The organism is Peribacillus sp. P4_B1 (genome assembly GCF_056402395.1).
In genome coordinates this window covers 113,859-134,346 of record NZ_JBFUHM010000007.1, presented here as the reverse complement: position 1 = coordinate 134,346, position 20,488 = coordinate 113,859, and the positions used below count along the sequence as shown (strand labels likewise).

At 41.1% G+C, this 20,488-nt stretch carries 21 protein-coding genes and 1 pseudogene; 4 read left to right on the top strand and 18 right to left on the bottom strand.

Annotated elements, in window-relative coordinates:
- Nucleotides 1-4: 4 nt before the first annotated feature.
- From spoIIAB to spoIIM, 10 genes are all read right to left on the bottom strand, one after another.
- The gene (spoIIAB, locus tag AC1DVK_RS06145; RefSeq protein ID WP_034308139.1) at nt 5-445 is read right to left on the bottom strand and encodes an anti-sigma F factor; all 441 of its coding nucleotides are present in this window, start codon (nt 443-445) and stop codon (nt 5-7) included.
- A gap of 1 nt (nt 446) precedes the next feature.
- On the bottom strand, nt 447-797 hold the full coding sequence (spoIIAA, locus tag AC1DVK_RS06140) for an anti-sigma F factor antagonist (RefSeq protein WP_061463936.1): 351 nt from the start codon (nt 795-797) through the stop codon (nt 447-449).
- A 131-nt stretch (nt 798-928) separates the two neighbouring features.
- Nucleotides 929-2,095: a D-alanyl-D-alanine carboxypeptidase family protein gene (locus AC1DVK_RS06135; protein ID WP_477626050.1), complete on the bottom strand. Its 1,167-nt coding sequence runs from the start codon at nt 2,093-2,095 to the stop codon at nt 929-931.
- 210 nt (nt 2,096-2,305) lie between these two features.
- A complete protein-coding gene (locus AC1DVK_RS06130; RefSeq protein WP_318685981.1) occupies nt 2,306-3,610 on the bottom strand; it encodes a pyrimidine-nucleoside phosphorylase in 1,305 nt (434 codons plus the stop codon).
- 66 nt (nt 3,611-3,676) lie between these two features.
- Entirely contained in the window at nt 3,677-4,489 is an 813-nt protein-coding gene (locus tag AC1DVK_RS06125) for a purine-nucleoside phosphorylase (RefSeq protein WP_317777350.1), read from the bottom strand.
- Between the two features lie 15 nt (nt 4,490-4,504).
- Nucleotides 4,505-5,692, bottom strand: a complete 1,188-nt coding sequence (deoB, locus tag AC1DVK_RS06120; RefSeq protein WP_477626049.1) for a phosphopentomutase — start codon at nt 5,690-5,692, stop codon at nt 4,505-4,507.
- A gap of 297 nt (nt 5,693-5,989) precedes the next feature.
- On the bottom strand, nt 5,990-6,883 hold the full coding sequence (gene xerD / locus AC1DVK_RS06115; RefSeq protein WP_477626048.1) for a site-specific tyrosine recombinase XerD: 894 nt from the start codon (nt 6,881-6,883) through the stop codon (nt 5,990-5,992).
- 5 nt (nt 6,884-6,888) lie between these two features.
- Nucleotides 6,889-7,116 (bottom strand): YqzK family protein, encoded by a 228-nt coding sequence (locus AC1DVK_RS06110; protein ID WP_061466136.1) that lies wholly within the window; start codon nt 7,114-7,116, stop codon nt 6,889-6,891.
- Nucleotides 7,117-7,325: 209 nt separating this feature from the next.
- A complete protein-coding gene (fur, locus tag AC1DVK_RS06105; RefSeq protein WP_061466137.1) occupies nt 7,326-7,784 on the bottom strand; it encodes a ferric iron uptake transcriptional regulator in 459 nt (152 codons plus the stop codon).
- Nucleotides 7,785-7,903: 119 nt separating this feature from the next.
- A complete protein-coding gene (gene spoIIM / locus AC1DVK_RS06100) occupies nt 7,904-8,551 on the bottom strand; it encodes a stage II sporulation protein M (protein ID WP_477626047.1) in 648 nt (215 codons plus the stop codon).
- 138 nt (nt 8,552-8,689) lie between these two features.
- Here spoIIM and AC1DVK_RS06095 point away from each other — a divergent pair, with 138 nt between their 5' ends.
- Nucleotides 8,690-9,253, top strand: a complete 564-nt coding sequence (locus AC1DVK_RS06095; protein WP_089361450.1) for a GNAT family N-acetyltransferase — start codon at nt 8,690-8,692, stop codon at nt 9,251-9,253.
- Nucleotides 9,254-9,302: 49 nt separating this feature from the next.
- Here AC1DVK_RS06095 and AC1DVK_RS06090 read toward each other — a convergent pair whose 3' ends face one another.
- Together AC1DVK_RS06090 and AC1DVK_RS06085 are read right to left on the bottom strand one after the other, a co-directional pair.
- Nucleotides 9,303-10,481: an endonuclease Q family protein gene (locus AC1DVK_RS06090; RefSeq protein ID WP_089361451.1), complete on the bottom strand. Its 1,179-nt coding sequence runs from the start codon at nt 10,479-10,481 to the stop codon at nt 9,303-9,305.
- The gene (locus AC1DVK_RS06085; protein ID WP_477626046.1) at nt 10,482-11,030 is read right to left on the bottom strand and encodes an NUDIX hydrolase; all 549 of its coding nucleotides are present in this window, start codon (nt 11,028-11,030) and stop codon (nt 10,482-10,484) included.
- A 74-nt stretch (nt 11,031-11,104) separates the two neighbouring features.
- Here AC1DVK_RS06085 and mciZ point away from each other — a divergent pair, with 74 nt between their 5' ends.
- From mciZ to AC1DVK_RS06070, 3 genes and pseudogenes are all read left to right on the top strand, one after another.
- Entirely contained in the window at nt 11,105-11,266 is a 162-nt protein-coding gene (gene mciZ, locus AC1DVK_RS06080) for a Z-ring formation inhibitor MciZ (RefSeq protein ID WP_089361452.1), read from the top strand.
- Nucleotides 11,267-11,322: 56 nt separating this feature from the next.
- On the top strand, nt 11,323-12,231 hold the full coding sequence (locus tag AC1DVK_RS06075; RefSeq protein ID WP_477626045.1) for an aldo/keto reductase: 909 nt from the start codon (nt 11,323-11,325) through the stop codon (nt 12,229-12,231).
- A gap of 155 nt (nt 12,232-12,386) precedes the next feature.
- A pseudogene (locus AC1DVK_RS06070) lies at nt 12,387-12,680 on the top strand (transposase); the annotation flags it as partial.
- 412 nt (nt 12,681-13,092) lie between these two features.
- On the opposite strand, the gene AC1DVK_RS06065 reads toward AC1DVK_RS06070, so the two are convergent.
- The 6 genes from AC1DVK_RS06065 to AC1DVK_RS06040 all read right to left on the bottom strand — a co-directional run bounded on the left by AC1DVK_RS06065 (nt 13,093) and on the right by AC1DVK_RS06040 (nt 20,189).
- Nucleotides 13,093-14,577: a sodium:solute symporter family protein gene (locus tag AC1DVK_RS06065; protein WP_410860412.1), complete on the bottom strand. Its 1,485-nt coding sequence runs from the start codon at nt 14,575-14,577 to the stop codon at nt 13,093-13,095.
- Nucleotides 14,574-14,768 (bottom strand): DUF3311 domain-containing protein, encoded by a 195-nt coding sequence (locus AC1DVK_RS06060; protein ID WP_410860411.1) that lies wholly within the window; start codon nt 14,766-14,768, stop codon nt 14,574-14,576. The genes AC1DVK_RS06065 and AC1DVK_RS06060 overlap by 4 nt, the downstream gene beginning before the upstream one ends.
- A gap of 252 nt (nt 14,769-15,020) precedes the next feature.
- Nucleotides 15,021-16,445, bottom strand: a complete 1,425-nt coding sequence (locus AC1DVK_RS06055; protein WP_410860410.1) for an amino acid permease — start codon at nt 16,443-16,445, stop codon at nt 15,021-15,023.
- A gap of 69 nt (nt 16,446-16,514) precedes the next feature.
- Nucleotides 16,515-17,690, bottom strand: a complete 1,176-nt coding sequence (locus tag AC1DVK_RS06050) for a Glu/Leu/Phe/Val family dehydrogenase (protein ID WP_410860409.1) — start codon at nt 17,688-17,690, stop codon at nt 16,515-16,517.
- An 877-nt stretch (nt 17,691-18,567) separates the two neighbouring features.
- Complete coding sequence (locus AC1DVK_RS06045) at nt 18,568-20,040, bottom strand: aldehyde dehydrogenase family protein (protein WP_477626044.1); 1,473 nt, start codon at nt 20,038-20,040, stop codon at nt 18,568-18,570.
- Complete coding sequence (locus tag AC1DVK_RS06040) at nt 20,037-20,189, bottom strand: hypothetical protein (RefSeq protein ID WP_410860406.1); 153 nt, start codon at nt 20,187-20,189, stop codon at nt 20,037-20,039. The genes AC1DVK_RS06045 and AC1DVK_RS06040 overlap by 4 nt, the downstream gene beginning before the upstream one ends.
- Nucleotides 20,190-20,488 lie beyond the last annotated feature (299 nt).

The window sequence follows — 20,488 nt, the reverse complement described above, 5'->3', positions numbered from 1 at the left end:
TCCCTTAATTGCACAAAGCTCTACTTGTAGTTAAGTGCTTTTTTAATCGAATGATCGTACCTTCGCCCTTATGTGAAATTATATTGATTTCATCCATGAAGTTTTCCATGATGGTAAATCCCATACCGGAACGTTCAAGTTCGGGTTTTGTCGTAAATAACGGCTGTTTAGCCTCCTCGACGTCCTCAATGCCCAGTCCTTCATCACGGATGGTCAATTCCACAGTATCGCCTTCGATGACCACTGAAATGTAGACCCAGCCTTCCGGGTCACTCTCATACCCATGGATAATCGAATTCGTAACGGCCTCTGACACGACAGTCTTGATCTCTGTCAATTCATCCATCGTCGGGTCCAATTGGGCAATGAAAGCCGCAACAGTTACCCTTGCAAAAGATTCATTTTGGCTTAGTGCAGAAAATTTTGTTTCCATTTTATTTTTCATCTTAGGCAACCCCCAGTCTTTGCAAAGCGTTTTTTTCGGATAGTTCCATTTTAACAATTTTAAACAACCCTGACATCTCAAATAACCGCTTTACCGCTGGAGAAATTGCACAGACCACCATTTCACCTTGCTTTTTGTTTACCTGCTTATACCGCCCTAAAATAACTCCGAGCCCTGAACTGTCCATAAAATGCAATTCTTCCATGTTAAGGATAATATGCTTGATGTTATGCTTTTGAATAGCTGCCTCTGCCTGGTTTTTCAATTTTTCTGCTGTATGATGATCTAAATCACCTTTGAGACGAATGCACAATACGCGGTTTTTCGCCTCCATATTAATCGTAAGACTCACTATATACAGCCTCCTTCACTGTCTTATAAGGAGTCAAATTCTCTTTTTCACCTGCCAATTCCTTCTTACAGGCAAAACTAGTGGTGTTTCGCCTAAATTAGTAAGATTAACAGGCATTGCGACAATTTATTCTATTTGGCTTGGGTAAACATGCCGAAAGCCCTTTTATACAATTGCCACCAACTGGCATTTTCAACAGTTTCCTTTGCGACAATCGGAGATTCGACATAAACCTTACCCTTTTTCTTCAATTCAAGCGTTCCAATTTGATCACCTTTTTTAATGGGGGCATTCAAATCTTTTTCAATAGTGATTTTTTTTGTAAAATCCTTTGCCGTTCCGTTTTTGGCTGTCAAGACTGAAATAGGTTCACTTGTCACTCCCACCACGGATTTCTTGTGGCCTTTACTTACCTTTGCTTCACCTAACACCTCGCCGCGTTTGTAAATCGGATATGTGATGTATTGTGAAAATRCATAATCTAACATCTTGGTGACCTGAGCGTTTCGTTCCTTTGGAGAAACGGCTCCGAAAACGACGGCAATGACACGCATATTCCCTTTTTTTGCGGTTGCTGTCAAACAATACTTCGCTTCATTTGTGAATCCTGTCTTCAGTCCATCCACTCCAGGGTAAAATTTCACTAATCTGTTCGTGTTGACAAGCCAGAATTTCTTTTCGGTATTTTCACGGAGATAATCTTCATATGTACCCGTGAACCTTGTAATCGTATCGTATTTCAATAGTTCCTTCGCCATGATCGACATATCATGGGCCGAACTGTAATGATCTTTAACAGGAAGGCCTGTTGCGTTTTGGAACTTTGTATTTTTCAACCCGAGGTCTTTCGCCTTTTTGTTCATTTTCCTAACAAACTCTTCTTCCGAACCAGCTAGACGTTCAGCCATCGCGACCGATGCATCATTCGCCGAACCAATCGAGATGCCCTTAAGCATTTGTTCTGTAGTCATCTCTTCACCGGGCTCGAGGAAGATCTGGGAACCGCCCATCGATGCCGCATACTCACTAGTCCTGATTTTCTCCTTCATGCTAAGTTCGCCTTTATCGACCGCTTCCATGATTAGCAGCATCGTCATGATTTTTGTCATGCTTGCCGGTGAAAGGCGAACATCTGCATTTTTGTCATATAGAACAGTACCTGTATCCCGTTCAATCAAAATAGCGGATTTAGCATTTGCCGCCAGCTCGACACCTTTTTCTTCAGCTGCTTCTGTATGCGGGATGCTAAAACCCATTGCTACTAATACGGTTAAAAATAGAGAAAGAATCCGCTTCATCTCCATACCCTCCAATCTTTATATGATTTATTTTTTCCATCAAACCCATTTTTATACAAATAAAGATGAATTTAAGATCATATAATGGATATCAAGTAATAAATTAACAAAAAAATAAAAGAGGCTGCGCATGGGCAGCCTCTTTTAAACATTCATTGGGACAGACAAAAAGACCGCTCTAAATAATGAGCGGCCTTTTTTTGAAAAAATTTATTCCATAATCTCTTTATAGATCAAAGTAGGTTTTTCTACTTTCTCTTTTGAAATCGCAATGCTTTCATATAATTTTTCCTTTACCTTTGAAACATCTTCAAAATTACTGTAAATCGTCACAAGGGATTCACCTTTTACAACGGCTTCTCCGATTTTTTTACGGAGTACCAGCCCGACTGCCAAATCTATCTCTGATTCTTTTGTCGCCCGGCCTGCTCCTAAAAGCATAGCTGCCGTTCCTACTTCATCAGCGATGATTTCCGATACATACCCGTCCACTTTCGCTTCCAGCTCGAAAGTATGAGCAGCCTGCGGAAGTTTTTCCGGCTGATCTACAACCGAACCATCGCCTCCTTGCGCTTCTAGGAAGACCTTGAATGAGTTAAGTGCAGAACCATCTTTAATCGCATTTTCAAGCAGGGTTCTTGCTTCTTCCAGCGAGCTTGCCTTTTTGGCAAGGTATACCATATGGCTTCCTAGCGTTAAAGAAAGTTCCGTTAAATCTTCCGGCCCTTCCCCTTTAAGCGTATCGATGGCTTCTTTCACCTCTAAAGCATTTCCGATTGCGTAACCCAGCGGTTGGCTCATATCAGAAATGACAGCCATCGTATTTCGTCCCACATTGTTCCCAATGCTCACCATCGCGTGCGCTAACTCTTCGGAATCTTCGAGAGTTTTCATGAAAGCGCCTGCTCCCGTTTTAACATCGAGTACAATCGCATCTGCACCAGCAGCGATTTTCTTACTCATGATCGAGCCGGCAATCAAGCCGATACTATTAACGGTAGCCGTAACATCGCGCAATGCATATAACTTTTTGTCCGCTGGGGTCAGGTTGCCACTTTGCCCAATGACAGCTATCTTATTTTTATTTACAAGTCGAATGAACTCGTCATTTTCTATTTCGACATGAAAGCCTTTTACAGACTCCAACTTATCGATCGTACCGCCTGTATGTCCGAGGCCGCGTCCTGACATCTTTGCCACCGGAACACCTACAGCAGCAACTAATGGTCCAAGTACTAGTGTTGTGGTATCACCCACACCGCCTGTTGAATGTTTATCGACCTTAATTCCTTCAATCATCGATAAATCAATTTGATCGCCCGACTCGACCATTGCCATGGTTAGATCAGCACGTTCCTGCTCATTCATCCCTTTGAAATAAACAGCCATCGACCAAGCACTCATTTGATAATCCGGAATCGATCCATCGGTAAACCCTTTGATAATGAACTGTATTTCTTCAGTAGAAAGAGCCTTTCCATCACGCTTTTTCTCGATTAAATCTACCATTCTCATATTAGAATCCCCACTTTTTAAAGACACCGCTTCTAAAAAGGTGTACTTGTATTTTTTTGGAACGTTTTATATGTCTTTAACGATGTGCTTAACAAATTCCAGAAAACTGCTTTTCACTTTTTCCGTTGTTTCRATTACCTCTACATGCGACAAAGGCTGATCCAGAATGCCTGCGGCCATATTGGTAAGGCATGATATTCCTAGCACCTTCATACCGCTATGTCTAGCTACGATAACTTCAGGAACTGTTGACATTCCAACTGCATCCCCGCCAAGGATCCTTGCCATTTTCACTTCGGCAGGTGTCTCATAAGTCGGTCCTGAATTCCCGATATATACACCTTCTTTAATATCCAACCCGAGTGTTGATGCTATTTTTTTAGCTTGTGTCCGAAGGCCTTTATTATAAGCCTCTGACATATCAGGGAATCTAGGGCCGAAACGTTCTTCATTAGGACCAATCAATGGGTTTGCCCCCATTAAATTAATATGATCCGTAATGAGCATCAAGTCACCAGGTGCGTAGCTTTCATTAACGCTTCCCGCAGCATTCGTTACAATTAACTGCTCAACTCCAAGAAGTTTCATTACACGTACTGGAAATGTGACTTTCTCCATGGAGTATCCTTCATAAAAGTGAAAACGCCCCTGCATTGCTACAACTTTTTTGCCACTTAATTGACCAATGACAAGCTGTCCGGCGTGTCCTTCAACAGTCGATACCGGAAATTCCGGTATTTCGTGGTATGGGATCGTTATCGGATTTTCAATTTCATCTGCCAATACTCCAAGTCCAGAACCAAGAATCAGTCCTATCTCCGGGGAGCCTTCAATCTTATTTTTTATAAATGACGCAGCTGTCTCTATTTTATTAAACATCTTTTTAATCTCCCCTTATTTTATATCGCCCAATATATTTTTCCCGAAGGCAGGCATTTTGACATCAAAATTGGCAGCGACCGTCGCCCCGATATCAGCAAATGTATCTCTAATTGGGAGCTCGGCACCTTCTGTAAATTGTTTGGAATAGACCAATAATGGCACATATTCACGTGTGTGATCGGTTCCTTCATGTACCGGATCATTCCCGTGATCGGCAGTGATGATCAATAAATCATCCTCTTTCAGTTTTTCAAGGACTTCCGGCATCCGAGCATCGAAGTCTTCCAATGCCTTTCCGTATCCCTCTGGATCGCGGCGGTGGCCGTATAAAGCATCGAAGTCGACTAGGTTCAGGAAACTTAACCCTTTGAAGTCCTGTTCTATCGTTTGGATTAATTTATCCATTCCATCCATATTAGATACGGTCCTTAATGATTCAGTGACGCCTTCACCATCAAAGATATCCGAGATCTTCCCGATTGCGAGAACATCATATCCAGAATCCTTCAATTCGTCCATTACTGTCCGGTTAAAAGGCTTCAATGCATAATCATGACGGTTAGGCGTTCTTTTGAAGCTGCCTGGTTCACCCGTGAAAGGTCTGGCAATCACTCGCCCAACCTTGAACTCATCAGCCATTGTCACCTCACGAGCAATTTCACAAATCTTGTATAATTCGTCTATCGGAACGATATCTTCATGTGCAGCAATCTGTAAAACGGAATCAGCTGATGTATATACGATCAACGCACCCGTTTTCATATGTTCCTCACCAAGTCTTTCAATGATTTCCGTTCCGCTTGCCGGGACGTTCCCAATTATTCCACGTCCCATTTTCGTCTCAAGTTCATTGACTAATAATTCCGGAAAACCATCGGGAAATACACGGAATGGGGTGGATATATTCAACCCCATTATTTCCCAATGTCCAGTCATCGTATCTTTTCCTGTAGAGGCTTCTTTCATTTTCGTATAGTATGCGAGAGGTTGCTGAGCTTTTTCAATTCCCTTGATTTCACGGATATTTCCTAAACCCAATTTTGCGAGAGTCGGCATTTTCAATCCATTCATTTTTTCAGCGATATGGCCGAGTGTATCCGCCCCTTTATCACCGAATAAATCGGCATCAGGTGCTTCGCCAATTCCAACTGAATCCATAACCACAACAAATATACGTTTAAACGCTGAATTTCCTTTCATGAGTCATTCCTCCTAAAATAGTAAATCACTTTTTATACTCCCTATAATACCCTTATTCTGCTCAGATACTCTTCAATTAAATGAAATCACGAGAACGTCAGAAGTCTGACCTCTCTACATTGTAAACGATTACCCTTGATTGAGACAAATAATATATTTCGAAATGAAACAAAGTGCCATCAGATGGCGCGAGAATCGTCTGCATCCATTTTGCAGCCCGGTCCATAAAAAAAAAGGCTGCTCCCTTTAACTGTCTCGCAGTTAAATTCACAACCTTTCTATCATTCTACTATTTTTTTAAGCTCGCGGATGGAATTTTGAATAGACATCCTTGATCCGTACGTTCGTAATATGTGTATAAATTTGAGTTGTCGAAATATCCGCATGACCCAGCATTTCTTGGACGGCACGTAAATCAGCCCCATTCATCAATAGATGTGTCGCAAAAGAATGACGCAGTGTATGTGGTGTAATTTCTTTTTCTATTTGTGCCGATTTTACAAGTTTTTTTAGAATTTTCCAAAATCCCTGTCTTGTCAGCCTGTTGCCATGATGATTCAAAAAAAGTGAATCCGTCCTGTGCTTGGGGCTGGCCAATCTCCCTCGAGCCCCTTCCATGTAATGTTCAATGGCACTCAATGCCGTTTGCCCAATCGGAATGATCCTCTCTTTTTTTCCTTTCCCTACGCAACGGACAAAACCCATCGATCCATGGACATCCCCCACATCCATGGATATCAATTCACTGACACGCATACCTGTCGCATACATCAGTTCCAGCATCGCCTTATCGCGTAATCCGAATTCATCCAATATCTTCGGGGCTTCCAATAATGCTTCAACCTCTTCCATGCTTAATACTTTTGGAAGGCTTCGTTCCGGCTTTGGCGTTTCTATATGTATGGACGGATCCTGATTGGTTACCTTTTCCCTTAGAAGAAATTGATGAAAAGATCGAATGGAGGCAATATGGCGCGCTACCGTCTTCGATGATTTCCCTTGATCCTTCAAATGGACGAGAAAATGCAAGATGTTCACCCGCCGTGAATCATTCCAGTCGTTAATGGTTTCAACATCTTTCAGATAGCTCCAATATGATCTTAAGTCGCGCTCATAGGAAACGAGCGTATTCTTGGCAAGTCCTTTTTCAATGGTTAAAAAATGAATGAAATCCCTAATTTGATTCTCCATATTCATTACTCCCCGTTTAAATAAAACAACATTAAGCGTTCAAGCCATGCATCATCACCCGTATCAACTGCCTTTGATACTTTTACAGCCATACCTTTGGGCTCATCATAACGATGATAACTTTGATATTCCTGATTCAACCATACCATTCCTATATAAAAAAGAACAGTGAAGCTAACAAAGAGAATCATCACTTTAGCCGTATGCAAAACAAGCGATAAGGATGTTTTCATCATCTTTCCCCTCCCATTGGATCCTTTGTATCAATCTATGCCCAACAGGACAAGTTTTATACGTGTTTCGGCAAGGAGAAAGCAAAAACAGCCTTTACGTGAAAAAAAGCATTCTTCATCCTGATATTTTTCTTGAGATGCCTCGCAATAGGTTTTTAGCCTTTAAAAAATGCAAAAAACCTTCTCCATCAAATGGAAAAGGTCCGACTTCATTCACCTTTATTTTCTTCTTTGCCATGACATCGATGGCAAATGCCATGAAAGGTTAATCTATGGTCTTTTATCTTGAAGTTCCAGTCGCGTTCCACAATGTCTTCTACGTCTTCAAGCAGGTCTTCTTGGATCTCATCTACCGCGCCACATTCCACACAAACAAGATGATGGTGGAAATGCGCAGCTCCTTCTTGTCTTAAATCATAACGGGAAACCCCGTCTCCAAAGTTAATTTTATCTACTATCTTCAATTCAGTCAGCAACTCTAGCGTACGGTAAACTGTTGCCAATCCAATTTCCGGCGACTTTTCTTTAACAAGGAGGTAAACGTCTTCTGCGCTTAAATGATCCTCTTCATGCTCAAGTAAAACGCGGACGGTCGCTTCTCGCTGAGGCGTTAATTTGTAGCTGGACGAGTGCAACTGCTTTTTTATCCTATCAATTCTATTTTCTATTTCCATACCTAATATTCCCTCCCGCGCCGCTATCTTATCCATTATATCAAAAGAGGGAAAACTGTCAAAATAGATTTCTTGTTAATGATAAAAAAAATTACGGGAAGGGCAATTTTCCATCAATTACTCAATAAGCTTACGACATTTTTCATTAAAGAAGGGGATAGGTACGCTTCAAATGCAGCAGCTGTTATCAAAAATAACCCCGACAAAACCAACGAGAAAATATACCGTGATATTATCGGCTTAAGCGGCTCACGGACCTGCTTAAGGAAAATCCGGCTGATCATTTTCATTGATAGTGAGACGGCAAGGACGGTTATCACGATGAATATCGGGACTATGAATATATTTTGGGGCAGAATGGCGACGAACGATAATAAGAACCCACTCCATCCCATTTGATTGACTAAAAAGCCGACTGTGAATCCAACAACCATTCCTTTTATAAATAACAAAACCAAGATGACCGGCAAACCTATGACCGATATTCCGAGAATCCAGATGACGCCGATATATTTTATATTATGCATAATACTTTGGCTGAACATATCATGCGAAGATGCAAATTCACCTTTGGAAACTTGTCCGAAAAATTGCGATAAATAATAGAACAAGTCCTCCTTTTGGGTAAAACTCAAACTATTCACCAGTACTGCCCCAAAAATGACACCCATCAAAAAAAGCACGGTGATAAAGACATATAATGAGGAATGTTCGTTAATATGTTTCATTACGGCATTTTGTACGACAGATTTTTTTTTCATCTTTCATCCTCCCAACTCCGCTTACTAGAATCTATGTTTTCACTCTCTCATTTATGCTAAGAAAACTTTCCCATCAGCAGAACACCTTTAACTGTATTTGTGTTATAATTTTCCATATTAATTATATGGAGGCAGGATATGAAAGCTATATTAATGGATTTCCCAGAGAAGATTGAAACCCCTCGATTATATCTAAGGCCTTGTCAGCCTGGTGATGGCATTGACGTTTACGAAGCCATTGTCCATTCTAAATATGAATTGAAACAGTGGCTGCCCTTTGCCCATCAGGATGCCTCTTCGGAAACTTTAGAACGGAATGTTCTGAAGGCTTTTGCGGACTTTATTTTAAAAGAGGATATTAGACTTCATATTTATAGGAAAGAAGACGACCAATTCATCGGCTCCACTGGTCTGCATCGAATTAACTGGGATATCCCTAAATTTGAAATTGGCTATTGGATTGATACGAGGTACAGTAAACAAGGGTACATAACGGAAGCGATAGAGAAGTTAACCAAATTCGCTTTTTACCATTATGGTGCTAAGCGGGTCGAAATCCGCTGTGACCCTAAGAATATTGCCAGCAGACGGATTCCCGAGAAGCTAGGGTATACCTTTGAAGGAACTTTGCGGTATGACTGTCTTAGTGCAGATGGCAAGGAATTGCGGGACACCTCAATTTATGCAAAAACAACATACTAAAAAAAGTCCTGACAGTTAACCATCTCATCTGTCAGGACTTTTTTTCAGGTTAGCTTTCCTTTTTGACCTTTCCATACTTGCCTCCGCCCCCCACTTCAAAAGAAAGCGTCCCTTTCCTTGCAGAATCGATGTAGCCCGCCAATTTTTCAGGAACGATTTCCATGAGCTGTTCAAGCGTAACTTCATGAAGGATATTCATCTCGGTTCCAAATGCCACCAGCAGTTTTTCCATGGATTTAGGTCCAAGGCCTGGGATGAAATCAAGTGGTACTTGGTGGATATATGGCGGTCTTTCCCTCCCATATCTTCCGTTCATTTTGGAAATGGAGAGTTCTTTGATCCGGGATGACACCCCTTTTATAATGGACTTATTACCACACTCAGGACATTTTTCACTATCCCCCAATACCTGGTGTAAACACCCTGAACATACGGTTTGATGATACTTTCCCAATAAGGGGTTCAAACCATAATTGACGGTTACTTTTCGATTTTCTTTTTCTTGAAGTGCTTTTGCCAACTCATTGAAACTTGGTTCTTCAAGCTGGATTTTTTGATATTCACGAGCGATTTTCCCAAGCGAATGCGCATCAGAATTTGTCACGAATACATAGGATTCCAACTCTTCGATATCCTTGACCATTTCTGTATCTGAACTTAAACCAAGTTCGATGGCATCAATTAGCTCCGGGTCTAATACTTCAGTCAGACTGGATCGCACCCCTTTCCCGTATAAGCTTTTAAATGGGGTGAAAACATGTGCCGGGATAAACAGGCCGCCCAATGACTTCACCATCTTTTGTAACGTTCTTCCATCACAATAAATCCTTTGCGAGCTTAATGTGATATTTTTAACATGGCCGCTCATCCATGATGAGAATTCCTTCATCGCTTTTAAAGTGGGAAAATAGGCGAGGACATGGATTGGTCCATTACAATTCTGATCATAAATTTCTATCTCCGAGCCTGGAATGATGGTTGTATTCTTGTATTGAAGACCGCCTTCAATCTTTTCCGTGATTTCGCCATCCTGAATTCCCGCTTCGATCTCTTCGATAATTTCAGGAGAATGGCAATCGATTATCCCAATTAGATCAAGGCCCTTTCTTTCACTTGCCACTTGCAGCACATTGCTGAAGGTTAACGTTTTAGCACCTGTTATTTTCACGGCCCTTCCGCTTCTCGTTCTGCCAATATGGATATGGAGATCAGCGTAAAACTCTTTCATTTATGATGTCGCCTTTTTCAACATCAGATACTGAACGGCATATGCCGTTTTGGCATCCTGGATCTTTCCTTCAGCCATATAAGTTTGGGCTTCCTCCAACGTGAGTTCCATCATCTCGACAAATTCATCTTCATCCAGCGGGGCCGCATTTTCTTTCTTTGTCAAATTGTGGGCCACATACAGGTGAACCAATTCATCGGCGAAACCTGGGGATGTATAGAAGGATATGATGTGCTCCATTTTTTCGCATTCATAACCTGTCTCCTCTTCAAGCTCCCGTTTTGCCGATAGGACCGGTTCTTCGCCTTTTTCCAGCTTTCCTGCAGGGATTTCCACCAAACTTCTCTCCAACGCTTTACGGTACTGTTCAACCATGATGATTTTATTTTCTGCCGTAAGAGCTATGATGGCAACTGCTCCCGGATGTTTCACTATTTCACGTTTACCCGTTTTCCCATCAGGAAGCTCTACATCATCCACTTGCAGGCTGATTACCTTTCCTGTGAAGATTTTTTCCGAAGACAGCGTTTTTTCTTCAAATTTTTTCATCCTGACCACTCCTTGTTCTAATTTCAGCATGATTCCTCATACATTTTACCATAATAGAGAGGGAGGGCGATTTAATGAAGGTTTACGTATTGGAAAAAAGCGTTACTTTATCCGGAAAGAGTTGGGAAATCATTCAAAAACTAAAACAATTGCAAAATCAATATGTCTATATCAATGATTGGATTGCCGACATACACCATCAGGTGCCACCCACTCCTTTAAAACGGATCAAGTGAATTCTTTGAGTGGAATGGATTTCTCCTTTACAATGAATGTAAAGGGAGTGGATAACATGAAAAAACGCAAACTAGGGAATTCAGAAATGCTAGTATCTGAAATCGGGCTCGGATGCATGTCATTGGGGACTGTTGAAAATCAGGCATCCGAAATCATACAGGCCGCTTTAGATGAAGGAATCAATTATTTTGATACTGCTGACTTATATGATTTCGGTATGAATGAAGAAATCGTCGGAAAGAATTTAAAATCGGTCCGCGATAAGGTATACATAGCCACCAAGGTTGGAAACCGTTGGAATGAAAATAAGGATGCCTGGAGCTGGGATCCATCCGGCGCTCATATTAAAACGGCAGTAAAAGATAGCTTAAAGCGATTGGGGACTGATTATATTGATCTTTATCAGTTACATGGCGGCACCATTTCAGACAATATCGAAGAAACGGTGGAAGCATTTGAAGATTTGAAAAAAGAAGGCTATATCCGATATTATGGAATTTCCTCGATTCGTCCGAATGTCATCAAGGAATTCACTGAAAAGTCTGAGCTTGATTCCGTGATGATGCAGTATAATCTGCTCGACCGCCGCCCAGAAGAGTGGCTGTCCCTTTTGGCCAACAAACAGATCAGCATGATCGCCCGTGGCCCCCTTGCCAAAGGGCTGCTCAGTGAAAAAATGCTTGAAAAGGCAAATGAGGATGGATACCTTGACTATAGCTATCACGAACTTAAAGATTTGCTTCCGCAAATAAAGGACAAACTTTCTGATAGGAAGCTTAATGAAACGGCACTTCAATATGTTTTGTCCCATCAAAGCGTCGCTACCGTTGTACCAGGCGCAAGCTCGGTACAGCAACTCCGTGAAAACTGCCAGGCCGCTAACAGCTCCTCACTGTCCAAAACCGAGCTTGATATCCTGAAGCAGTTGACCAAAGCGAACAAATATGAAAGTCACCGGGAATAAAAAATGATGAACTGAACTGATTGTTTCAAAGGACGTTTTGTAGGCTGCCTTACCTCGTTAAACCAACGGGAGGGGCAGCCTATTTCCGTTCCATCGTTTTATCGTTTACTTCGCCTGATTCAGTACCGTTTTCAAGTTTCCCATCATTCTAATCCGATCTGAGTGGGTTCGCTCACGGGAATGCGCTCCTTCGTCATGCAGGATTGCATCTCGCTGAAGCAAGCTCTGGGAAGTGGAAAGGCCAAATTGTTCTTTCCAAACGTGGAAGATCACGCCTGCGGCGTTACCTCTTCCTTGCGACCATGAGTCTGGTGGTGAAGAAGATTAAGAAAATGAAATCCAACATGAAACTTTGTGGAAAACTCGCCCGTGTCCTAGTAGGGATTGCTCGTAATGGCTCTGTCTATAAACCGGAAATGGTATTCCCTCTTGAACAACTAACAGCGTAAATTTACATTCACATACGAAGTACTGGATATATAGAACAAAAGGGCAATGACCCGTTCCGTTAGCAAAACCAGCCTCCACCCCTTGGATATGCATGACGAAGGAATAAAAGGGCATAGGATTATGACCCGTTGAGACATGGGAGGGAAAGCCTCCAGGGGCAGCGTGGAGAATGCATGCAGTATATGTAAGAATATGGGGTTTTCGATAGATCCCCTATTTCAATCTGCCCTCAGAGTATCAAAACGGTCCTATCTCTTTCGTTCATCTAAAGCAACCTATACTATGTGGTTTGAAATCCTGCGAATAAGCGAGTATTCGAGAGCATTGTCTATTAATGTAATTTAAATAACGCATCCTTCAATATCCCCCTTGAATTTCCTATTATTCTTTTTCGCTCTTTACTTCATACAATTATCCAACTAGATTTTTCGTATTCGTGTCTTCCTCCACTGTGGAACCTTGTTTTCTTGTTATGGCACTGACAACTAACGTTACAACAATATTGATAATTAATACGGCTAATCCGATATCTAAATCCTTGATTACTTGTGGAAGGGAGGGGAAAAATGTTGCAAGTGACGTTTCTGTAATAGTTAAATATACGACGATCATAATACTGACAATCATTCCGGAAAAAGCCCCCTGAACGGTAACAGGATTCCTTTTCCAAAGACTAAAAATCAGTGCAGGAGATAACTGTGCCATAAAACTATAAGACAAGAGATATAGCGTAAGAATGTTGTTTCCGCCATTGAATGTAAAGTAAAGTGCCACCAAAGCAATGACAGGCACCAACATTTTGCTCAACTTTACCAACTGTTGATCAGTTGTGTTTGGTTTCCATACTTTATAGATGTTTTTAGAAAGAATCGTTGCAGTTGCCGTCAATATTAATGAACTTGGGATAAGAGCGGCCATTGCTCCAGCTGCCCCAATCACACCAACAAACCAAGGATCAAAAGACATTTTAGCCATTTTAAACACGGCTAAATCTGCATCTGTACCATTTAAATCTGGAACTTGAATAATAGCGGAAAAGCCGATAAGCAAGGAAAAAACAATAATGATCTGATAAATGGGCATTACCCCCGCATTCACACGCAGTGATTTAGCACTTTTAGCCGAGAACACCCCCGCTAGCATATGTGGAAACATGTAAAAGCCTAGTGCAGTCATGATCGTTGCAGAAACAAACCATGATATACTCAACCCTTGTTCAGGGAATAGTAAAAATTCACTTTTTTCCGTATTGATTGCTTCAAACATCGGACGTATTCCGTCGTAATAATGAAAAGGAAAATAAAATCCCATAAAGACGATCACAGCCAGGATTAGAATATCTTTAATAATCGCTGTCCATGCGGCCCCATGCATCCCTGATATCGTTACATAAATTGTGACGGCAATCACCCCTACCACTATCGCCATGTTGGGAGAAATCGAACCATAGGATGCTTGGGATACAATAATTCCTAACCCTTTTAACTGCATCACCAAATACGGGATAATGGCAATAACACTTATTATTGCTACTAGAACGCCGAGAGCCGGGCTATTATACTTTTTTTCATAGAAGTCTGATTGGGAGAGGACATTATTTTTCTTCGCAAACTTCCAAATGGGTGGCAACAACCAGTAAGCGATTACAAAATAGAAGCAATTAAAAGCGTATAGGGCTGTGGGCATACCAGATCTATAGACACCACCACTTGCTCCTAGAAAAGTATAAGTAGTAAACATCTCACCCGCTAGCAAAAAGAACAGCAATATACTTCCAAAACCCCGTCCCCCGACAGACCACTGTTCCATATTCATTTCTTTCCCTTTACCAGCCTGTAGTCCTAACCATATACACAAAACTAGGAAAAAGAGTATTACTAGAAGGGCTGCATTCATAATTCTTCTTCCTCCTTATTTGAGGGATCCAGTTTATTAGCAATGATCAAAAACAAAGATGTCAGACAAACCCAGCATATAGCCCAAAAAAGGACAAATGGCAATCCAAGTACATAGGGTTCCACTCGATTAACCACAATAAGTGAACCCAAGGCAGGTATAATAGTTAATATAAAAATCTTCTTTTTCATCTTCCATCTCCTCATTTAGAATACGTACATGTATATATGGTTGTTGTATCTTACAATTCAAAACAGGTTAGTGGATGTATGGATGGGAAATGGCCCTACAATAATCTGAATATTCAATCAGTATTAAGTGCAATGATTAAATAGAAATATCACGACCGAGAAGAATTGGGAGAGCAGGCATTAATGTTATGTGCCTATTAAGTTTCTTTATTTCATTCCCCTAAAAGTTCTGCAGATGATCCTGAAAATCTATTATACTGTTTTATTGGGTTGCCCATTTGTTAGGATAGTAGCATCGATATTCTTTCTGGTAAATTTAAAATAGTAAAAGACATAACAAGCTACAACGAAGCCGAATCCTATATACAGTGATGTCTGTTGTTTCGGATCGAAAGCGGTAAACACGACGATACCTACGCACATGATGAGGCAACCAATTGGAACTAGAGGGAAGAAAGGAACCTTAAATTTTAAATCCTCCAACTTTCCACCAGACGCAATATACTGTTTGCGGAATTTATACTGTGCTAACGCAATCGCCATCCACGTAACCAACCCTCCAACACCACTGATAGCAAGCAGCACTACAAATAATGTTTCCTCTGCCATGACACTAGTAAGCAAGGACAGCAAGGCAAAGACGAGAGTCACGAGTAAGGCGTTCATAGGTATTCCGCGTGTGTTTACCTTTCCGAATAATCGTGGAGCCTGCCCGCTTTGTGAAAGTGAGAAAAGGATTCTCGTACAAGCAAACAAACCTGTATTTCCCACGGAAAGAATTGCTGTTAAAATAACGAAGTTCATAATATCAGCTGCATAAGGAATACCGATCATATCGAATACAGTTACAAACGGGCTTTCGAGTATACCCGCTTTTTTCCACGGAACAATTGCTGATAAGACAAAAGTTGCTAGTACATAGAAAATTAAAATACGGATGACGATACTCCGGATTGCTCTTGGGATACTCTTTTCGGGATCCTCTGTCTCACCTGCTGCAACTCCCAAAATTTCCGAACCCATAAACGCATAGACGACTGTCATCATCGATATAAACACACCAATGAATCCCGTTGGAAATAATCCGTCACCAATAAAGTTTGAAAATAGCGGGGCAGATTGTCCCTTTATAGGAACCAATCCGAACACCGCTGCTCCGCCAATCACGATAAAAAAGAGTACAGCAATTACTTTAATTGCAGAGAACCAATATTCCGTCTCCGCAAAGCTTCTTGTTGTCAAAGCGTTTATACCGAATAAAAGCAAGGCGAAAACTGTACACCACACCCATACTGGTACATTTGGAAACCATCTGGCCATCAGTAAACTAGCCGCAATAAACTCTAGCCCTACGTAAATAGCCCAGCTCAACCAGTAAGTCCAGCCGATCATAAACCCAGAGGCGGGGCCGATAAAGCGCTCTGCATGGGCTTGAAATGAACCCGAGACCGGCATCACTACGGATAGTTCTCCGAGACAAACCATGACCATGTACATAAGTAAGCCCCCGACCAAATAGGCAGTAATGGCCCCTACAGGTCCGGCTTCACCGATTGCATACCCGGACCCTAGGAAAAGACCAGTTCCAATGACTCCACCTATGGAAAGCATAAATAAATGTCTACTTTTCATCGAACGTTTTAATTCTTTTGGTTGACTCCCTTGTACCGACTTCATCCAATCCCCACCGTTTCTTCTATCAGAATGAAATATTTAGGAGAAATTATTATCCGTTTTATTAACTGCTTATCGAGTAGCTACCTTTTTGGACGGATCCTCAAACTCTAATAAATCGCTGACTTCCGGTTTGAAAATTTCATTAGCAACGTCTCGCTGATACCTGTTTTGTTTCTTTGCTTCCGAAAATAGTTGATAGGTATTTTTTCGGCATAGCTTTTCAATATCATCAATCACAGCCTGCGGATCCGGTTTGACCAGTCCAAAAATAACTGCGTCATAAAATCTTATGGCACCTAGGTTCGCAACAAAATCATTGACGATGTCAATTCCCATTTGTTTGATGATTTCGTCTCCTTCGGAAGAGATCGGAATATTAGCAGCTTCAACAATCAAGCTTCCTTTTACGGTACCAGCATTAGAATGGTTAATAACGTCCTCTAATGCACATGGGATAAGAATATCGCAGTCCACATTAAGCCAGTCCGAGTTGGGCCTTACAGTATAGTTCGGTTCAAAATAGTCTTGATCCATTTCTCCGTATACATTCTTATGGTCAATGAGCTTTTGAACATCTAATCCTTCTTCACATGTGACTAACAAGTTCGCATCCGAAATTCCGACGACTTTATAACCTAATTGAGACAATTTCAATGCGCAACTTGCACCTACACAACCGAAGCCTTGGATGACAACCCTCGCACCGTCTTTACCATTTTTAAATTTCCAAGCTTCATCTGCCGAAAATGCAACACCATATCCTGTGACAACATCATTTAAAAGCAATCCGTCAATTCTTGTTTTCATTAGCTCATCAAAATCCTTTATCCCTTGAAGGACAGCAGGATCTTGTTTCATTGACTTCGTCAGAGGGATATCTATGCCGAATTCGTTAAAGACTTTAAGTACATCTTCATATTTAGTACCTAGATCACTTCCCAAAGATACGCCGATATCAATATAAGGCATCATTGCAATTAAAAATCTTCTTAATACGGCATATGCATCCGGAGCTTTGTAATCATAAGAAATACCTGCTTTACATCCGCCAGTCGTTCCGCTGTCACAAGCTACATACTTATAAGCCATGGCCTCGGCCAATCTTTTAACCTCTTCTTTTGTAACTGACGGATGCATTCTCGTACCGCCGCCTGTATAGCCTTTCATGAAGTTATGAACAACAAGCCAACCTTGTGCATCTGTTTTCGTATCATTCCACTCTACAACTAAATATGGTTTAGACATTCCAATACCCCCTAAAGATTTAGTCTTTCACTGCTTCTATTACTATCGTAAAACCTACACGCAAGCCTCATGTAGACACTTGCTTTAAGATAAAATTTCGAGATTGCTATTCTAAACAAACAAGAGACCCGGAATATCCACCGGTTTCGATGTCCAAAAATGCACTTCTTAATATGTCTTAAATCGTTCATACTCACTATGAAAATGTTGTTAATTAATAAGATATCATGGAACTTAAGCTGAAGTTTGCAATCATAATGATTGTATTTTTTAGAATCCAGGCAGCAAATTCATGTATCACCCCCTCTATATGTAAATTCATAGCGGCTCTTCTTTCGCTTCTAAAAAACTTCATGTTTTGATCGGGTACGACTCCCTCATATTTTTTTAGCAAACCATGGTCGCGCCCACATTTTCACATAGAGATTCTTCACCCTGTCCTTTTTAAGCGCTTTCAAAAAGAAGGAAGTCCATCGATTAGTCTTGCCGCCATCTCATTCCCCAAAAAAACTCCCTCTTATAGTTTAGATACTTGCAAAATTCATCCAAACTTTTTTGTATACAAAACCGGATACCGATAAGGTTTATAAAAGTGAAAGTGAGTGCAATTGTGTTCATAGAGTGCCTGCAAACTCACCCGCACGTGTTCAATCCAAAAGAAAAGATGAATTACCTGGCCTCGAAAAAAACTATTTCAGTACTAATCCTTGGAAGTTCCATAATAACGTTGAAACTTCCACAATGGCCTCTTCCATTTAAAAGTAAGGTGACGTCTCAGCTATTTTTGGGATTATCGATTATTATAGTAAACCCCAACATTAAAGTCTCTTGTATGAAAAACTTGCAGAAGATTCCCTGCAAGCTTTTCGTTAATCTTCTATTCAAACCAATGAATCGGCTTCGGAGATAGATTAATGTTAATCTGTTTCGTTTCCTGGTATTCACCCAAACCATACGTACCAAGGCTTCTGCCGATCCCACTTTGTTTATAGCCGCCCCATGGGGCTTGAATATTCGTAAGGTGGTAGGCGTTCACCCATGTGATGCCAGCCCGGACTTTTTTGATAACACGCAAGGCTTTGTTTTGATCTGTAGAGAATACAGCACCCGCAAGTCCAAATTCTGTGTCATTGGCAATCTTGATTGCCTCTTCTTCATTTTTGAATTTCTGAATGGTGACTACAGGACCGAAGATTTCTTCTCTGACAATCCGCATATCACTTGTTACATGAGTGAAGACGGTAGGTTCAATGAAAAATCCTTTTTCTAAACCGTCTTTCTTGATTCGATTGCCGCCCAGAGCAAGGTTTGCACCTTCTACTTTTCCAATCCGAATGTAGTCTAGTATGCTCTCGAAGTGCTTTTCGCTGACAATGGCTCCCATCTGGGATTGCTTGTCATTTCCGGGACCAACTCTTATCCCTTTTGCTTTTTCTACATACTTTTCCACAAATTCATCATAAATCCCCTCTTGGACAAGAATGCGGCTTCCCGAAGAGCAAACTTGCCCAGAACCCATGAAAATGCCAAATAAGGAGTAATCGACGGCTGTTTCCAAATCTGCATCATCAAAGATAATGTTCGGAGATTTTCCTCCCAGCTCAAGGGACACTTTTTTCATATTGCCTGTTGCGGCCTGCATGATATGGCGACCGACCCCTGTGCTTCCAGTAAAGGAAACAACGTCCACATCATCGCTTTCAGCAATCGTCTGGCCAACAACCGATCCAGATCCCATAAGGAGGTTAGCTACTCCCTTTGGTAAATCGGACTCATCAATCAGCTCAAACACTTTTACCGCTGTCATCGGAGTAATTTCTGCCGGTTTTAAAAGAATGCTATTACCTGCTGCCAAAGCTGGAGCAATCTTCCAAACACTCATCAATAAAGGGAAATTCCAAGGAACAATCAATCCCGCAACGCCTATCGGTTCCTTTACGATCAATGTCTGCATATCCCCGGAGGTTTCATACGTTTGGCCATTAGGCATATTAAGTAGACCTGCATAATAACGAAATGTACTAGCGGCCTCTTCAGCATCCGACCGTGCTTCTCTTCTCGTTTTTCCGTTATTTTGTACTTCCAACTCTGTTAACTCATCAATGTTTTCCTGCAATTTATCAGCAATCTGAAGTAAAACCGCCGCTCTTTCTTGCGGAGAACGGTCAGACCAGACACCACTTTCAAATGTTCTCTTCGCTATTTTGATTGTTTCTTCTGTTTCTTCTTTTGTTGCTTTCGCGGCTCTAGCAATGACTTCCTGTGTAGCAGGATTAATGATATTAAGTTTTTCCGGGTCACTTGATTCTACCCATTGCCCATTTATATATTGTTTCAATTCTTTTGTCATAACTTTGCTTCCTCCCCACTTGTCAGCTTCCAGTCTAGCAAATGCGAAATCAAGACTGTGTTGCTGATGATGACAGTCATACACCCTTGATTTGCAGCACTTAAATAATTCAATCCTGCGATTCCGAGCAACAAATTCAATCTGGCCAATTATATCCACACTCTACAACATAGCCGCATTCCGGAAAGTGATCCATTTACAGTGCTTTAACAATTCACACCACTGTTTTCTACAGTTTTTTCAATGATAATTTATGCAAATTTCATGCCAACTTCATTCTTCAATAAAAGCTGATAATGATAAGCTTTCATTCATAAGGTTGAGTACGCTCATACTCAAAGAGGCTCTTTTAAACTCACCTGGTAGTAATCGATGACCTTGGTTGGCTTATTGCAATCAAATGTAAGCGCTCTATTAAAATAATAAACACTACACAATCTTTTGATAG

Excerpts from the sequence above, each read along its gene's own strand:
- xerD (WP_477626048.1), bottom strand. The coding sequence starts at position 6,883 with ATGGAGAATCAAATTAGGGATTTCATTCATTTTTTAACCATTGAAAAA.
- AC1DVK_RS06050 (WP_410860409.1), bottom strand. The coding sequence starts at position 17,690 with ATGTCTAAACCATATTTAGTTGTAGAGTGGAATGATACGAAAACAGAT.
- AC1DVK_RS06090 (WP_089361451.1), bottom strand. The coding sequence starts at position 10,481 with ATGAAAGAGTTTTACGCTGATCTCCATATCCATATTGGCAGAACGAGA.
- AC1DVK_RS06110 (WP_061466136.1), bottom strand. The coding sequence starts at position 7,116 with ATGAAAACATCCTTATCGCTTGTTTTGCATACGGCTAAAGTGATGATT.
- AC1DVK_RS06065 (WP_410860412.1), bottom strand. The coding sequence starts at position 14,577 with ATGAATGCAGCCCTTCTAGTAATACTCTTTTTCCTAGTTTTGTGTATA.
- AC1DVK_RS06075 (WP_477626045.1), top strand. The coding sequence starts at position 11,323 with ATGAAAAAACGCAAACTAGGGAATTCAGAAATGCTAGTATCTGAAATC.
- deoB (WP_477626049.1), bottom strand. The coding sequence starts at position 5,692 with ATGAAAGGAAATTCAGCGTTTAAACGTATATTTGTTGTGGTTATGGAT.
- mciZ (WP_089361452.1), top strand. The coding sequence starts at position 11,105 with ATGAAGGTTTACGTATTGGAAAAAAGCGTTACTTTATCCGGAAAGAGT.
- spoIIM (WP_477626047.1), bottom strand. The coding sequence starts at position 8,551 with ATGAAAAAAAAATCTGTCGTACAAAATGCCGTAATGAAACATATTAAC.
- AC1DVK_RS06055 (WP_410860410.1), bottom strand. The coding sequence starts at position 16,445 with ATGAAGTCGGTACAAGGGAGTCAACCAAAAGAATTAAAACGTTCGATG.
- AC1DVK_RS06085 (WP_477626046.1), bottom strand. The coding sequence starts at position 11,030 with ATGAAAAAATTTGAAGAAAAAACGCTGTCTTCGGAAAAAATCTTCACA.
- AC1DVK_RS06095 (WP_089361450.1), top strand. The coding sequence starts at position 8,690 with ATGAAAGCTATATTAATGGATTTCCCAGAGAAGATTGAAACCCCTCGA.
- AC1DVK_RS06060 (WP_410860411.1), bottom strand. The coding sequence starts at position 14,768 with ATGAAAAAGAAGATTTTTATATTAACTATTATACCTGCCTTGGGTTCA.
- AC1DVK_RS06045 (WP_477626044.1), bottom strand. The coding sequence starts at position 20,040 with ATGACAAAAGAATTGAAACAATATATAAATGGGCAATGGGTAGAATCA.
- spoIIAB (WP_034308139.1), bottom strand. The coding sequence starts at position 445 with ATGAAAAATAAAATGGAAACAAAATTTTCTGCACTAAGCCAAAATGAA.
- AC1DVK_RS06130 (WP_318685981.1), bottom strand. The coding sequence starts at position 3,610 with ATGAGAATGGTAGATTTAATCGAGAAAAAGCGTGATGGAAAGGCTCTT.